Raw genomic sequence first — 16078 nt, 5'->3', positions numbered from 1 at the left:
GGTTATGGAAAATATGCAAAACAGTCACCATGCGGGTCATGCCTCGGAGCATAGCACGCACAATCCAAAACATGCTTCGGGCATGTACAAACGCTTTGCGGTCATGGCTGTCGCCATGTTCGCAGTGATGTATTTTATCATGTACGCCATGATTGACGGGTGGCAGAACCTGATACCCAATATCAATAACCTGTACATGACCCTGCTGATGACCTCGGCAATGCTGCTTATCGAATTAGCGATAATGAAAGTGATGTACCCCAACGGGAAGATGAATTGGGCGATAGCCATCATCTCGGTTGCCGTTGGCATCTTTTCATGGTTTGGTATCAGGGAACAAATCAATGTCGGGGACAAGCAGTTTGCAAAGGGTATGATACCCCATCACGCAGCAGCCATATTGATGTCCGAAAAGGCACACCTGACCGACCCGGAACTGATAGAGCTGCAAAAAAACATACTTAAAACCCAAGCGGAAGAAATTGAACTGATGAAGCGCAAGCTAAAAGAGTTTGAAGAAAGTAAATAACAAAATTTCAAAAAACAGTTTCGACATGAGCAAAATAATAATGGGCCTTATTTCCTTATCAGCCCTGCTGTTCACCGCTTGCGGGCAGGCAGGGTCAAATAAGGATGAAGCGGAACAGCACCATTCGCAGGCAACTCCGGAAAGCCACGGGCATATTACCCAAATAGGTGAATTGGTTCCAGCGGATGAAGTCTGCATGGTCAACGATGCCTATATGGGCAAAAAGCAGTTTGACGTAAAATTTGGCGGTAAAACCTACTACGGATGCTGCGAAATGTGTAAGGAGCGTATTCCAAAAGATGCCACTGTGAGGATGGCGATAGACCCCTATTCCCATAAGCAGGTAGACAAGGCTCTTGCGGTGATTGTTGTGACAGGGAATAACGGTGAAGTTTCCTATTTTGAAAACAAGGGGAATTATGCCAAGTATGTAAAAAAACAGTAGACACAAATAAGATGAAGCCACAATAAAATAATTATGACCATAAAGAAGAAAATCATATTGGGGCTGGCTATTATCCTCATCGGCATACAGTTTTTTCAGCCGTTACGGAACCAGGCGGATGAAGTGCCAGCCACCCATATCGAAAGGGTGTACGCCGTACCCCAAAATGTGAAGGCTATCCTTGTCCAATCCTGTTATGACTGTCATAGCAACAATACCCGTTATCCTTGGTACAGCCGTATCCAGCCCGGAGCATGGTACATGGCAGAGCATATAAAAAAGGGGAAAGAGGAACTCAACTTTAGCGAATTTGGCGACTATTCTGCCCGCAGGCAGCGAAACAAGTTCAGGGCTATGGCCGGGCAGGTTAAGGACGGGGAAATGCCGTTGTCATCATACACACTAATTCATCGCAATGCAGTATTGTCACCGGAGGATAAGCAGGTTTTGATAGCGTGGTTTGGCACAATGGAAGACAGCATTAAATAAAATTTTTCAAATAATGAACAGATATAATAAAATACCCATAAGAATATTGCAAACAGTGCTGATACTGCTTTGCACGCAAACGCTGTTTGCACAGAGAGTAGTGCATTACGAGCTGTATGTAAAAGATACACTTGTCAACTATGCAGGTAAGCAAAAAAGGGCGATTGCCGTAAACGGGCAAATCCCTATGCCCACCCTTACCTTTACCGAGGGCGACACTGCCGAAATAGTGGTGCACAACCAATTGAAAGAAAGCACATCACTGCATTGGCATGGTGTGTTCCTGCCCAATAAAGAAGACGGTGTGCCCTGGCTTACGCAAAAACCCATCGCACCGGGTACAACCTACACCTACCGTTTCCCGATTATTCAGCATGGTACGCACTGGTACCATTCCCACTCAGGATTGCAGGAGCAGATTGGCATGTACGGTAGTTTTATCATGAAAAAAAGAAGCAACGATAATACATTTAGAAAAGGGATTGACGACTTGCCGACTGTTCCAATTATATTAAGTGAGTGGACAAATCTTAACCCGGATAATATCAACCGTATGCTACACAATGCAAATGATTGGGCGGCCATTAAGAAAGGCGCAACACAATCATATGTTGAAGCTATTAAGGAGGGAAAATTAGGGGTAAAGGTAAAAAACGAGTGGAAGCGGATGCTGGCGATGGATGTCAGTGATGTTTACTATGATAAAATCCTAATAAATGGTAGCCATAGCACCGATTTGAAAACAATTGATGGTAAAAAGCTAAAAGCAGGCGACAAAGTCAGATTGCGTGTTTCCAATGGAGGGGCGTCTTCATATTTCTGGCTAAGGTATGCTGGAGGAAAAATTACAGTAGTAGCGAATGATGGGAATGATGTTGAGCCCGTAGAGGTGGACAGGTTAATCATTGCCGTTTCTGAAACTTACGATATTGTAGTGACTATCCCTCAAGATGGTTTGGCCTACGAGTTCTTAGCAACAACCGAAGACAGGACACAATCTGCGAGTTACTTTATAGGTGATGGGGTCAAACAGCTTATTTCTCCGCTCCCACGATTGAAGTATTTCGAGGGGATGAAGATGATGAACGATATGATGAAAATGAATGGCGATTTGGACGATATGGGCATGAAGATGAGCCTTAACCAAATGGACATGAATGTAGTGATGTATCCCGAAATTACCGGAGATGCAACAAAAAAAGCAGACCACAGTAAGCATGAGGGTATGGACATGGATAACGACCCCAATCGTTATAATGCTAATGCTTTGGGAGACATCAAAACTCTAAACTATGCAATGCTCCAATCACCCTACATTACTACACTTCCCAAAGATGCACCTGTCAAAGAATTAAAATTTACACTTACGGGAAATATGAACCGCTATGTATGGAGCATGGATAATAAAATACTTTCGGAAACGGATAAAATACCTGTAAAAAAAGGAGAAGTCCTTCGGATCACCATCTATAATAATTCGATGATGCGTCATCCCATGCACCTTCATGGATTTGATTTTAGGGTTATCAACGGAAAGGGCGAAAAATCTCCTTTAAAAAATGTATTGGATATCATGCCAATGGAAACTGACACCATAGAGTTTTTAGCAAATGAGGAAGGTGATTGGTTCTTTCATTGCCATATATTATATCACATGATGGCGGGAATGAACAGGGTCTTTGAAGTTGGAGACTACAATAACCCCTATCTACCCGACAAGGCAAAAGCCTATAAAGAATTACAAAGGGAAAGTAATATGCCCCATTTTATGATTGAAAATGACTTTGCAACGAATGGTAATGATGGCGGTGCAATGTTACAAAATGCAAGATGGTCGTTAGGTACAGAATGGCGTTTAGGATATAATGATATGCATGGCTATGAAGTAGAAACTCATTTGGGAAGATTTCTCGGCAAAATGCAATGGTTCATGCCTTTTGTAGGTTTTGATTGGCGTTACCGTAAAATGGGAGAAGATGAACATGAAAAGAATTTATTTGGTCAAACGAACAAGAAAGATACGCGAAGAGCCTTCAGTGTTGGATTTATGTACACTTTACCTATGTTGGTTAATTTTCAGGCAGAAGTATATCATGACGGAATTATCAGATTACAATTAATGCGTGAAGATATTCCTATCTCAAAAAGATTAAGAGGTGGCTTTATGGTTAATACAGATTTAGAGTATATGGGTGAGCTTAGGTACATCATCAATAAGAATATAGGCATACGGACCCACTATGATAGTGATATGGGCTGGGGTGTAGGACTGAATATTAATTATTAAAATAAAGGACTAAAAGCTAGCCCAAAGAACCGAAAATTTTTCAATTTGTTTGGGCTGCTTCAACTATCTATCGCAATATTACAGTATAAATTAATAATCAACCATAATAAAACTATCAAAGACAAGACCCGCATTGCGGTAGCCATCGGAGTATTCGGCATAAACTCTCCTCAAGCTTTCGTGGGTGTTATTGACCCATTGTAGAAGTACCAGGACTTATTCTTCTAGTACGAGCTAGTTTAGGTTAAAGAAAAAGTACTACAGTTAAAACGATTCCAAATAAGATTAGAGTTCATATAACTTAAGATTATGTTGTGTTCCAGATTCTGATATCGCTAAAATAGCCGACAAAGTTTCAGGAACACTAACATAACTGAATTGTCAACATTATTCCCATTATGTTGTATACAACATAACGGAAACAGTAAATGTACAGGACAGGTATTACTCTCGACAATCGGAGATATTAGACAGCCTGATTCTCAAAAATATGAAACGGTTTCCAATCTTGCTTTTATAACCGATGAATACGGTGATTTATTGAGACAGTCAGAAACAGTAGATGATACTCCAAGTTGCAGTTTGGCAGAAGCACTTGAGAAACAGGATTTATTTATTAATTCTTCTTTAGCCCAATTAGGAGGCTCACTCCTCTGGAATTTATTTCGAAATGGGATGACCGAAAACAGGGGATTTTTTCTGAATCTTCAAAATTTTAACTCACAGCCTATAAAAGTTGCCTGATGGAAATCGGGTGGCAAAAATGCAATTTCTCCTATGGTCGAAAACGCATTTTTGCCTATATGGAGCAACCACATTTTAAAATATACCTATCTAATTCCATTCCTAATATTTTAAAAAAAGGTTGCGGACTTTTTAAATTTTATCATATGATTGTAAAATTAATTTATTTTTAACTCATTGTAATATAGTTTGTTATTATCTTTATGGTAATTAACCTTGAAAACAATAATGCAATGAGAACACGTGCTAAAGAGAACGGACTTGAAGTGACCTGCGTTGCAGGAACTTCAGCAGTGATACTTTCGATTGATATGCCCCAACAACAAACTGAGGGACTACTGGGATTTTCTATCGAAAGAGAAGATTTGATAGAAAATGAAAAGTACTTTTTAAAAGGATTTAAATATTTTGAAGAAACTGTTGGGAGCGCAGTAAAAAATGAATTATTCAGCAGCTTTGAGCATCCTATCCAATCATTTATGTGGGAGGATTTTACTGTAAAATCAACCTACGATTATATCTACAATATAATTCCTGTATATGGAAAGCCTAAATTTTTAGAGCATAGACCTGGCTGTAAAATCAAGGTTAATATTCCCGACGAAAGTACTTCAAAACACTCAGTGTATTTTAACCGTGGGGTAGCGGGGAGCCTAGCATATGCTAGAGAGTTTGGGAATATCAGACCTTGGTCAGAGGGAGTATCTGAAGAGAATTCTTTGAGAGCATTAAAGTGGCTTGGTAAGGGCTTGGATGATGCTTTGTTGAACTTTATCAAAAAAGCTGAAGATGAAACATATAGTATTAGAGCTGCTTTTTACGAGTTTGAATATTTGCCCATTTTAGAAGCATTGAAAGATGCATATGAAGATAGAAGCGTTGATGTTAAGATAATTTATGATTCCAGAGGAGAGGAGAAAGCAAATAATCTTGCCATAAATGAAGCAGGCATTCCAAGACAAATTTTAATTCCAAGAAAAGAAGAAGCAAATAAAAGCTATATTGCTCATAATAAATTTATGATACTGCTGAAAGATGGTAAACCTATTGAGATATTATCGGGGTCTACCAATATAACAGCAAAAGGAATTTTTGGTCAATGTAACGCTGCTCACATTATCAGAGATGAAGAGGTCGCTCAAAAATTTCATCAATATTGGGAATATTTAGCACAAGATCCAATTAACGAAGTGTTAGGTAAGCAAACTTTGGAAATTCAAGAAGATATATTGTATGATAATCTTAACAAGGGTATAACCGTATTTTTCAGTCCCCGCGAACAAAAAACTATTCTTAAAACGTATGCTGAATATATGGATAATTCAAAAAGTCTTATTTGTGGAATGTTTCCATTTTCTTTTAGTAAGCATATGAAAGAAATAATAACTAAAGATACAGAAAATCTCAAATACATCATCTTAGATAATAATAGATCTATACATACTACATTAGTTTCAAACGATTATGATAATGTAATAATTTATGGAACTTATTTAAAAGATGGTCTATATGATTGGCTCGCAGAAAAACATTCAGGTTTACTATTGAATGCAAAGCCAAGTGGAGTAGGGACAAATTTCATTCATAATAAAATTATACTTATTGATCCTCTAGGTGAAGATCCTATTGTCATTTCCGGTTCTGCAAATTATAGTGATAATTCAATTTTGAATAATGATGAGAATACTTTGGTAATTAGAGGTGATAAGGATTTAAGTGATCTTTATTTTACTGAATTTGTAAGAATTTTTAATCATTATTATGCGCGATCTAAAGCTTTAGAAATGTCGGGAAAAGTTTCAGGGAACGATAATCCATTGCATTTGAAGACGGACTACCTTGCTTGGGTAAAATCATTCTACAATAAAAATGCATTAAAATATAAGAGAAAAAAAATGTTTGTAGATTTAATCTGTTCCTGATTTACTAGCTGCAGGGACTTTTTAATTACATAGCGATGTTACCAAATACTTATGACAAACAAGGCTTTACAAAAATTAATAGATGATTTAAATAATAAAGGTAAGAGAACAAAAAGTGTTATTTATCTTAGACCTTTAAGCCCGAATGTAGATTTCGCTAAGGTCTGGATAAATAAACCGAAAATAACTGATAATATTACATCTTCAGACGGATTCAAAAAATTTTACTTCATTAAAAATGAAACTAAAACTTATGTAGCTGTAGTCTTGGATATGTATAGTGATTTACATTGGTATGTTGTACCAGAACATAGAAAAAATGGACATTTGACCAACTCAATGAAGGATGTAGTTTTGTTTCACTTATTTATTAATAGAGATGAGCAAACAATTACTATCACAGAAAATCAAATTGGAAAATCTTTTGCTGATGCGTCGAAAAAAGTGGCACTCGAACTAGGATTTATTCAAACTGATGATAATGAATATGTGCTTGCAGGTGATGACTACGTATGTTCTGAGTCAAATTTTGTTTTGAACTCTAAAATGTCCGAAGATAGAATGGTTGAATTAAGGAACGAAATTAATTACTTAGGTCGATCACTTTGGAAAATTCAAACTGAAATTGAAATGAATCTTGGACTAAGTGATTACTGCGAAGAGCTTAAACAGACGGTTGACACATTAAGAAGTAATTCTTTGAAATTTGAATTCTTATGGAGAAACAATAACAAATAATAACTTAAACTACTGATTTTTTTAAAAAAGTAGTTTAAGATATTATTTAATTCAAGGCATCAAGATTTCCGATATATCTACTTATGATTTTTAGGTCATCATTTTCTTCAGTGTTCAAATCAGTCTTTTTAATCAATGAAATTATTTTGGAATAAAAACTATTATTAAATCCGTCAAGTGCTTTCTGATATTCGATATCAGTGTATGATATTTTGAAATCGTCAAATGAAAATGTAAAACCGATATTTGAATCAAATAACATATCTATCAGAATTTCCTCAGATAATAAAACTGACGGTTTGTCTTTTGGTACAATCTCCTTTAGTTTGAAAGTCGTTTCATATTTTTTGAATTCTTCCGATCTAATTGTTTTCTTTGAAACTTTACCTTTTTCAGAAACACGTTTATGAGCAATTGTAGTAACAAGCTCACCTATATCCTCTTGTGACAATGTTTTTGTAGTAAGTAATTCCTTTTTTTGCTTGTTAACAATTTTTGGAATATACTTTTTTGAAAATGAATCTGTGTCATAAACTCCAATGCTGTAACCGGAATTATTTGATTTGATTTTGGCTAATGGCCTGAATATTTCATTTATTTCCTCCTCTGAAAATTCTTCTTTGATTTCGGTAATTTCTTGTTCACCAAGAGGATTAATGAAAATTTCATTATGGAAATTTTTAACAATATTTGATTTTAAATTAACAATTTCCTTTTCTTCGTCATTTCTTTTCATCCAATCATTAGCAATTGAAAATCGAAAACTTCCATAACTTGAGTTTGTGATGACCGGATTAATAATTCTATCAATTTCTTTTTGAAGTTCACTTATACTGTCATCTCTAAATTTGACCAAACGCCTAACTTTAGTAAGTGCATATGCCTTTAATGATTTCAAATAATTATCTGTAAAGTCTTTAATCATTTCTAAAGTAACAGAATGACCAAATTCAAGCTTGGTAGGCTCAATAGTATAATGTGTGCTATTTTGTCTAAGAATACTTAAATAGGTATATTCTTTTGTCTGCCCAAAAGGATTAATATTTTTTAAAGAAACTAAAATCTCTAAGGCGTCATACAATTGTTCCTTAACCTCTTCATCTTTACTGTTAGTTAACCCAAAAAAAATAAACTTTTGTGCCTCCTCTATCTGTCCAGCTTTTAAATTTAAAAACGCAGCACTTCTTACCAGTATACTCCTTGTGGGTTCAAGGTCTGGTTTGTCGAAATAGAAATCTGCAACCTCACTTTCTAATTTAGCTGCCGTTTTGTATAGTTCTAATGAAGCATCAAAGTCACCTTCATCTAAAGCCTGCTTAGCCTTAAATGAGTAATCCATAGCTTCTCTATGTTGTAACTTTGGTTTCATTTATGAATTTCTTTTATGGTTGTAGGTTTGGCAAAAAGTGTGACAACGACAGATGATGATTGGTCTCTTTTTGAACCTCTATTAATTTGCTCGTGTTTCTTTTTTATGCGATTTATTAAGGTATTTGATTTGTTTTCCTCCAAAATACCGGATATTTCTACATAATGATATTCTTCGTCAAGAAAATTCAAATCATCATCATCAGGTTCAGTTTTAGAAAATCTATAGTCAACGCCATCGCCAATTTCAGTTTGTTCTACATATTTGTAATCCATTATTACTGACATTACAAACCAAGCCAATGCAACACCACCGTGATTAGCAATATCTTTATCCTCCTTCATTGTTACTTTTGAAAAATTGGAATCCCAAGTAACAATGTTTTTGCTGGATTTTCCGTCAATGGTAAATTCAAATTCAGCCTTAGAGTCTTTATGATAGCGATCAAGTCCAACAGCAGCCCAATAATTGTGAACTTTTATATGCTCTTTTGGTGGGCCTTGTAGCTTATCTAAAGTAAGATCAAGATGAAGTTCTGTCATTAAGTTATTAAAGTTATTGTTTTCACCAAATATACAAATTAATCGTTTTAGTTGTCAATTGTCATTCTAAACTACTTTTAATCTTGATTTTGTTATCAAAAAAATATAGAGTTGTTGCAACTAAGAGTTATTACATTTCCATACCTAAATCGAGTACTTCGTCAAGAATTTTCATTGTTTTAAAGGCATTTTCCCAACCTCCACAGCATTCAGGGCTTAATGCAATTGTAATGACATCTATCTTATCCATATTTTCAACTAATACATTCCCGACTTTTCTGATCAATTCATCAGAATAAATCTGATAATAGCCTTTACTGTTAGAATAAAAGAAATCTATATCCAAATTTACTATACCGCCATTTTTGGAATCTTTCAGCCAATGATGTAAGCTGTTAAGAAAGTCTTCTATCTTATACTCCCAATCTATAAATTCATTTTCCGGATATGGCTCTTTGGTTATAAAATGTGTAGTTCCAAAGAAATTCGGATATACTTCATTTAGATTTAATATATAATTATCCCAGCGGAACAACGGAGCTTTTATATTGAGTTCCTCCGGATGATTTTCATTAAGTTCAACATATTCTTCAAATGTAATTTTTTCAAGATCAACATTATCATTTAATAAATCTTCCTTGATAGATGGAATAGGGTATAATAGGTCATTATGTCTGTCAATATGATAGAAGTCGTATGATTTAGTGATATCTGTTTCCTGTAACCAGCACCACGCTGCACATAGATGATTATCCATCACATAAACCTTTCCTTTTTTGTATAAAAAATTGGCTGTTGTACTTCCTGAATCCAATAATTGCTGAGGTTTTTCTTTTATCCACATATGCTACCAAATATAGTAAATATCCAGCTGTTGTTGTATAGATAATAGTTCTCTTAAACCTGCTATAATCTAAATGTTCCGTGTTTTCGGTTTGCAAAACTATAAATACAGTTTCTGTACAAAAAAATCTTTTTGGGTTTCTAAATAAAATGCTGCGCCATTTTTTTCAGATACTCCTAAATCCGAAGGACAAAAATATTTCATAGCCTCCATTACATACTTCATTGCGGTTTTGTATTGAATCTGAATTTCTTTCGTCAGAAGCAATGAAAAACAGGGAGAAAGTAGATTATAAAACAATGCTGTTAAAATATCAACTGCTCTCAACAATTTAAATATTAACCCAAAAAAATTGGCAATTATGAAAAATCCCAAAATCTCAGCTAATGATTTTTACAATCAGTTTACAGGAACTGAGCAGTACTATTCCTACATCTTTGGAATATTATTGACTGACGGAGTCAAAAATGTGGCATATGAAGAAGAGTGCTACTGGTTTCTGGACTGTATAGCATCTTATCAGACTTCTCAAAAATTTCAAAGTGAAGATTTTCAAGTATGGACGATTAAAAGAATCAAGGATGAGCAGTTTAGTCTTTCTGCATCTGACGGAAATGAAAATCAGTTAATGTCAGCCATTATTCCATTCTCTGACTTCTTTTTTGAAGAATTTACCATCTGGAAAGAGGGTAATGTACTATTACTTCCAAGCGAACACTAAATAATATGAAAACCTCACGATGTATAGGTAATCGTTTTATCAAATTCCAAACTTAAGAATACTTATAAATTTTATGGGAACTTATTCAATTATATATTTAAAAGAAGCTCAATTAGCTGAGGAAGTAAATAACTTTCTGAAAGAAAACTTTGATTTGAACTATGAAAATTTCAATGGCGTTGACTATGGTGTTTTCTTTACACAGGCAATGTTCAATGAAGAACTTAGATTTTTAAATGAAGATGAAGAAGGTAAAAAGATACTAGCCCATTATGACCGACCGCTTACTACAGAAACTTACTATTCTCTCTTATTTGGAATAGGCAACTGCTTTGGAGATATTGGAACTGCCTGTATAAAAGTCTCAAGTGTAATTGAATCAGATTTCAAGTTTATCAGAGCACTTCAGAAGTTCAAAAAGACACCTGAATTTATCAAATATGTCGATTTGAAAAAATCACAGCATCTTCAAAGATTATTATCAATAAGGATTGAATAATTTTAATTGTTTTCTAATCCTTTATATTCTGACTTTCTCGGTTTTCTTATGCGAAATTAGAAATCCATCCTCCAATCAAAAAATCTTTTTGGGTCTCTATAATTACAGCATAGCTATAATTTCAGACACTCCTGAATTCTTCGAACAAAAAGATTTCAAAGCCTTCATTACATTCTTTCATTCCGGTTTTATTGAATGACAGATTTCTTTTGGAATGCACATAAAACAATAGAAAAGTCAGAATATTAAATAAAGTATTATGAAAACATTCACAAAAAAAAGTAATTCAAAAGATTCTTCACAAGAAAAAAATGAAGATAGATTCATTTTAAAAATACTCGAAAACCTTGATAAAGTTAATCCGCAGGACTGGGAACATTATGCTGATGTGCAATTTCAAATGCCGAAAAATCTTTTTACAAAAAAGCAATATCAAGGCTTTAACACAGTAGCTCTTTATATTGATGCTTTAATCAATAATTTCCAAACCGCCGATTATGCGACATTCAACTCTATTTCGAAAGCCGGTGGCAGACTAAAAAAAGGAGCAAAAGGTACAATCATTGAATTTTTTAGCTTCATCTACAAACATAGAGAGACGGGTAAAATCTATAGCAGAGAACAAGTATTAGAAATGTCGGTGAATGAAAGAGAAAATATTAATAAGATCAGCTGTTTAAAGAATTATACCGTTTTTAATGCTGAACTGATTGAAAATATAGCCGATCTAAATATTGATACTGTCATTGAAGAGGAAAATCTAGTACTGGATTTTCAGGAACAATGTAATAGTGAAGAATTTATCAATTCAATTATTACTAACGGTAATCTAACAGTTAGGCAAACTCTTTCTAGTACAGCTTATTATACGCCTTTAACAGATATAATTTCAATTCCAGAAAAGAAATATTTTATATCTGAAGATAAATATTATTCTACATTATTTCACGAGATCATTCACTGGACTGGTCACGAAAGCAGATTAAAAAGAGAATTAAAAGGTCATTCAGATTTAACAAGTTACTCTTTTGAAGAACTTATTGCAGAAATGGGTAGTATGCTAATCTGCCTCCAATTTGGAATTACTAAGGAGTTTATCAATTCCGTAAGATATCTTAAAAGCTGGTCTGTCAAAAATACATCTAAGCGTGAGGAAAATATCAAGAAAGCATTTGCATCATCTAAAAAAGCAAAGAAATTTCTTGAACAACTTTGATAAAATAATAAGGCTGCCATAGGGCAGCCTTTTCTATTATCGTCAAGAATTATTATTAAATATTTTCCTAAAGAATCTTTTTAAAGGATTCTTCAAGACATTCCAGCCAACGACGATAATAACTAAAGTTAGAGATATTTTTCTTGCATTATTATTGTCAGTGGTATTACCTATAAACGCAAACAGAAATATGTAAAACGCTATTGCTCCGTACACCACAAATTTTATTATTCTTTTCATTATTAATTCTGATTAATAAGAATATGTAAATATAAAAATATTTTTGAAATAATAGGTAAAATATTTTAAATTGGTTTAATAGGTAAAAAATAGTATATTTGTTTAATTCTGATAACAATGAAATGGAAGAGAGTACAAATCACAATTTATTTACGGACATTGCAAGAAGGAATTTTCTAATAAAACAGTTCTTTAAAGCAAATGATGTTACCATTGATTTACTGGGAGATATCAATAATCCCTTAATGGTAACTGAAAACAATATTGTTTTAAGCTGCTATGTCAGTAATTTTAATCTTATTTTTAAAGATGATTCTTTTGAAGGAAATGAATCATTTACCATTAAACTTAAAAATGACCCGGCTATTTTGAAAGATAAATTAGCGGACTGGATTAATTATGCTTCTCACAGGAAAATATATATTTTTACCTCTGACGAAGGATTGTATTATTCCAAGTTTATAAGAATTTATAATGGAAAATTACCCCTTTTCAGCCCTTCAAAAGAGTTGGCATATTATGTTTTCCAACGACAGAAAGCTGTTGAAATGGTTCAGAAACTTAAAAAAGACAAAATAAAATTGTCTATTGTGCTTTAAATAATTTGTAAAGCCGTAAAAATATGATTTATATTTTTCGGTTTTAGTTTTACATTTGTAATAATTTGTTGTCGTTGAATCGGCAAGTTGGCTAATAAATAAGCATTCTATGTGCGCAAAAAAAGCAACCAAAAACTTATTGGTAAAAACCGATAAGTCTTTAGTGGACAATTTTAAGATTTGCAGTTTTACTTATTACAAGGATAACGACCTGTTATCCCTATTTTCCTATAGACATTATTTATGTGTCACATTACTGAATGTTCAAAAGAGTTTTCAGCAAAAATATCATAAGGTTACCGCTCCTAATGAGCAGTATCTTGTTTTTTATAAAAAGAGAGGAACTAAGATTGAAAATACAAAAGAAGAAAGAATATTGGAAAGTATCAATTTTCTACTTCCACTAAAATATTCTGATCTTTATTATGAATTGATGCACACTTATTACATCAATGAAAAATCTGATTCTTCAAGCTATTCTATTTCCGCTTTTTTTGAATTTCTTGTTTCTTTTGTCAGCAAAACTCCTTTGGAATTTTTTTCTGTTGAATTATAACATTCTATATTTCTACATCAATTTAAATATATAATTGTATAAATACGGTAGTATGTATTTATTGAATTGTTGAATTATATGTTTATATAATTCAATAATACTGTCAATATATATTTATATAATTGTTCAATTGTAGGTTTACACATTATTGCAAATGTTGATTTCAACTTTTAAAAAATGGCTTTTGAAGATGATATTGTAAAAATAATTTGTTTTTTTTGTGGTGCAAGATGTCCTTTTGGACGTCCATTTATATAAAATGAGCCTACAAAAGAGTATCTTGCCTTTTTTCAAAAGGATTATTACTAACTCGGAACTCGTTGAAATTTTAACTTAAAATACTCAATTAATCATATTTTAAATGCTCATTCAGAATGATCTCAATCATTTTCAAATTTAAAGTATATTAGATATAAAATAGTAATTACTTAAAATGGTGAATATTTACATAAAAGAACCTTGGGCGATAGATGCAAAAAAAGCATTGAATTTTTTTGTGTCGAGAATGGGAGATGAAAGATGGTTGAAAAGACGAGACAAAGTTGTATCATATTTTCGTGAGGTTGAAGCTATTCAGTATGGATTTAAAAAAGCGGAAAGTAAAGATGGCAAACTCGTCATGCCAATTGCTTTTTATGATGACTGGATTGCATGGTATATGTATCTGGTAGAAAGTATCTTTGAAAGACCTTTATCTGGTGACGCTCTACAATCCGCTCGTATATTTCCGTTTTTTTCGATGATAGGGAAGAATCTTTCAACACTTCTTGAGATTGATGGGATAGAGAAAAAGATTGAGGAATTATTGAACGAAAAAAAGAATCACCCTGATACCATTTTTTTTGAACTGGCAGTTGCAAATTTATATTGTAAAAATGGATGGAAAGTATCCTTTATACCTGAAAGCACTTATTATAAATCTCCGGACTTGCAGATTAGAAAAGATGGACAACAATATTGGGTTGAATGTAAAAGAATGCAGAAAGTTCCGGATTATTCTGAAAGCGAAAGGTCAGAATGGCAAAACAGATCTTTACGATTGACTGCCATTTTGCAAGAATATAAATTGTCGTATTCCATTGATATTATTTTTAAGGTTCCAGTTTCAGAGACAGGCGAAAATATTTTAGTTGATTGTTTTAATGAATATCTTAAAATTCATAGTGGAGATAAAAGAGCACAAATTCAAACTTCTGAAATTGAAATTTCATTTAGACCGTTGAACTTGGCTTCTATAAATAGAGAATTAAAAGAAAGAGATATTAGAAACAATTCACCGGAATTAATTGAGGTTTGCATTGGAAAATATGAAAGTGGGGGTAATTATGTGACCGTATTTAACCACGATGAACTATATAAATTGGGTAAGGATAAAAATTTTGATATTCTAAATCTTTACATTGACAAAGTAGGAAGTATAAGTATTCTTAAATGGACAAGTGTCTCCGAACATTCTATAAATATGAAAGCAAAGGACGTAAAACGACTTCTTGTAAAAGCAGTAGATCAAATACCACTTGATGGTCCAGGAATTATTCATATCGGCTATGAAAATTTGGACGGACCATATGTAGAAAGAAAAAGATTTTTGAAGTCGGAGGAAATAATACAGGGATTTGATTATAAAGAAAAAGATATCCGAGCGATACATTGTAATAGTATTCAGCTGCTTGCTTCCAGTAATAATTTTGATTGGGCTGAAACTACCTGTTTTTATAAACAAAGCCATTATCCTGTTCTAAAAAATGATTTGCTTTTGGCTGATTCAGTAAGTGGCTTTAATAGACCTCACTGGGAAGATGATATAGAAAATTTAGAAGGTAATCAATATAATTAGTGAGCTTTTAAATATTTAGTGGGAGCTTCCATTGATAATTAGAATTGATTGGATAGAGCCATTGTATTGTCCTGAGACAAAGTATCATCTGATATTTTATACCTTTGCCGCGATTCTCAAGTTTAATTTGAGTTTTCATGGTTATTAGTTTTTATCCCCATCTTCTTGGGGATTTTTTTGTTTAAAACTTTTTCTTTGTATTGTCGAAGCAATATTTATCACTAAATTATTTGATTTTTTAAATATTTAATAACGTAATTTATAGTCATGATCAAAAAAAAGAGATCGAAATTGATGCTCAAAACCTATTTTACTTAACTTCACTAAAAGTTCTAAATAACAAACATTATTTTGTTCTTGAGTACAGCGAAAAAAGAAAATTTATTGTCTTCTACGCTAAGACAAACAAATCAAAAGTTACTCTTAAGCTTTCTCCTCCAGTCAAGTATAATAATTGCATTATTTTGACGGGGAAATTTTTTTCAAAACAGCGATACACTG

General features: G+C 33.3%; 15 protein-coding genes and 2 pseudogenes. 14 read left to right on the top strand and 3 right to left on the bottom strand.

Annotation, left to right across the window (positions count from 1 at the left end; all coding sequences use genetic code 11):
• Positions 1-4: 4 nt before the first annotated feature.
• The 8 genes and pseudogenes from QWT87_RS09810 (at position 5) to QWT87_RS09780 (ending at position 7154) form a co-directional block, all read left to right on the top strand.
• Positions 5-529 carry a DUF305 domain-containing protein gene (locus QWT87_RS09810; RefSeq protein WP_302715875.1) on the top strand — a complete coding sequence of 175 codons (525 nt, stop codon included), beginning with the start codon at positions 5-7 and terminating at the stop codon, positions 527-529.
• Complete coding sequence (locus tag QWT87_RS09805; RefSeq protein WP_302715874.1) at positions 513-974, top strand: hypothetical protein; 462 nt, start codon at positions 513-515, stop codon at positions 972-974. The genes QWT87_RS09810 and QWT87_RS09805 overlap by 17 nt, the downstream gene beginning before the upstream one ends.
• A gap of 33 nt (positions 975-1007) precedes the next feature.
• Entirely contained in the window at positions 1008-1463 is a 456-nt protein-coding gene (locus QWT87_RS09800; RefSeq protein WP_302715873.1) for a heme-binding domain-containing protein, read from the top strand.
• Between the two features lie 13 nt (positions 1464-1476).
• Positions 1477-3750, top strand: coding sequence for a multicopper oxidase family protein (locus tag QWT87_RS09795; protein ID WP_302715871.1), 2274 nt, complete (start codon positions 1477-1479; stop codon positions 3748-3750).
• 132 nt (positions 3751-3882) lie between these two features.
• Positions 3883-4018: pseudogene (locus QWT87_RS21340) on the top strand (arsenical-resistance protein); the annotation flags it as partial.
• 149 nt (positions 4019-4167) lie between these two features.
• Positions 4168-4494, top strand: a pseudogene (locus QWT87_RS09790) (PRTRC system ThiF family protein); the annotation flags it as partial.
• A 233-nt stretch (positions 4495-4727) separates the two neighbouring features.
• Complete coding sequence (locus QWT87_RS09785; protein WP_164720334.1) at positions 4728-6416, top strand: phospholipase D-like domain-containing protein; 1689 nt, start codon at positions 4728-4730, stop codon at positions 6414-6416.
• A gap of 51 nt (positions 6417-6467) precedes the next feature.
• The gene (locus tag QWT87_RS09780; protein ID WP_002977283.1) at positions 6468-7154 is read left to right on the top strand and encodes a hypothetical protein; all 687 of its coding nucleotides are present in this window, start codon (positions 6468-6470) and stop codon (positions 7152-7154) included.
• Between the two features lie 46 nt (positions 7155-7200).
• On the opposite strand, the gene QWT87_RS09775 is transcribed toward QWT87_RS09780, so the two are convergent.
• The 3 genes from QWT87_RS09775 to QWT87_RS09765 all read right to left on the bottom strand — a co-directional run bounded on the left by QWT87_RS09775 (position 7201) and on the right by QWT87_RS09765 (position 9909).
• Complete coding sequence (locus QWT87_RS09775; protein ID WP_002977285.1) at positions 7201-8523, bottom strand: hypothetical protein; 1323 nt, start codon at positions 8521-8523, stop codon at positions 7201-7203.
• Positions 8520-9065: a hypothetical protein gene (locus tag QWT87_RS09770; protein ID WP_002977286.1), complete on the bottom strand. Its 546-nt coding sequence runs from the start codon at positions 9063-9065 to the stop codon at positions 8520-8522. The genes QWT87_RS09775 and QWT87_RS09770 overlap by 4 nt, the downstream gene beginning before the upstream one ends.
• Positions 9066-9195: 130 nt before the next feature.
• Positions 9196-9909 (bottom strand): hypothetical protein, encoded by a 714-nt coding sequence (locus QWT87_RS09765; RefSeq protein WP_002977288.1) that lies wholly within the window; start codon positions 9907-9909, stop codon positions 9196-9198.
• Between the two features lie 361 nt (positions 9910-10270).
• Here QWT87_RS09765 and QWT87_RS09760 point away from each other — a divergent pair, with 361 nt between their 5' ends.
• The 6 genes from QWT87_RS09760 to QWT87_RS09735 all read left to right on the top strand — a co-directional run bounded on the left by QWT87_RS09760 (position 10271) and on the right by QWT87_RS09735 (position 15577).
• On the top strand, positions 10271-10630 hold the full coding sequence (locus QWT87_RS09760) for a DUF6876 family protein (protein ID WP_002977293.1): 360 nt from the start codon (positions 10271-10273) through the stop codon (positions 10628-10630).
• Positions 10631-10703: 73 nt separating this feature from the next.
• Entirely contained in the window at positions 10704-11129 is a 426-nt protein-coding gene (locus QWT87_RS09755; RefSeq protein WP_002977295.1) for a hypothetical protein, read from the top strand.
• Between the two features lie 259 nt (positions 11130-11388).
• Positions 11389-12345, top strand: a complete 957-nt coding sequence (locus QWT87_RS09750; protein WP_002977297.1) for a zincin-like metallopeptidase domain-containing protein — start codon at positions 11389-11391, stop codon at positions 12343-12345.
• Between the two features lie 362 nt (positions 12346-12707).
• A complete protein-coding gene (locus tag QWT87_RS09745; RefSeq protein ID WP_002977301.1) occupies positions 12708-13184 on the top strand; it encodes a hypothetical protein in 477 nt (158 codons plus the stop codon).
• 109 nt (positions 13185-13293) lie between these two features.
• Positions 13294-13740 carry a hypothetical protein gene (locus QWT87_RS09740; RefSeq protein WP_002977302.1) on the top strand — a complete coding sequence of 149 codons (447 nt, stop codon included), beginning with the start codon at positions 13294-13296 and terminating at the stop codon, positions 13738-13740.
• A 433-nt stretch (positions 13741-14173) separates the two neighbouring features.
• Positions 14174-15577, top strand: coding sequence for a hypothetical protein (locus QWT87_RS09735; RefSeq protein ID WP_002977303.1), 1404 nt, complete (start codon positions 14174-14176; stop codon positions 15575-15577).
• Positions 15578-16078: the final 501 nt, after the last annotated feature.

Origin of the sequence: Chryseobacterium urinae (assembly GCF_030518295.1) — a bacterium.
Taxonomy (GTDB): Bacteria; Bacteroidota; Bacteroidia; order Flavobacteriales; family Weeksellaceae; genus Chryseobacterium; species Chryseobacterium mucoviscidosis.
Note: the sequence above shows the minus strand (reverse complement) of the source record. Positions and strands in the feature narration are given on the sequence as shown.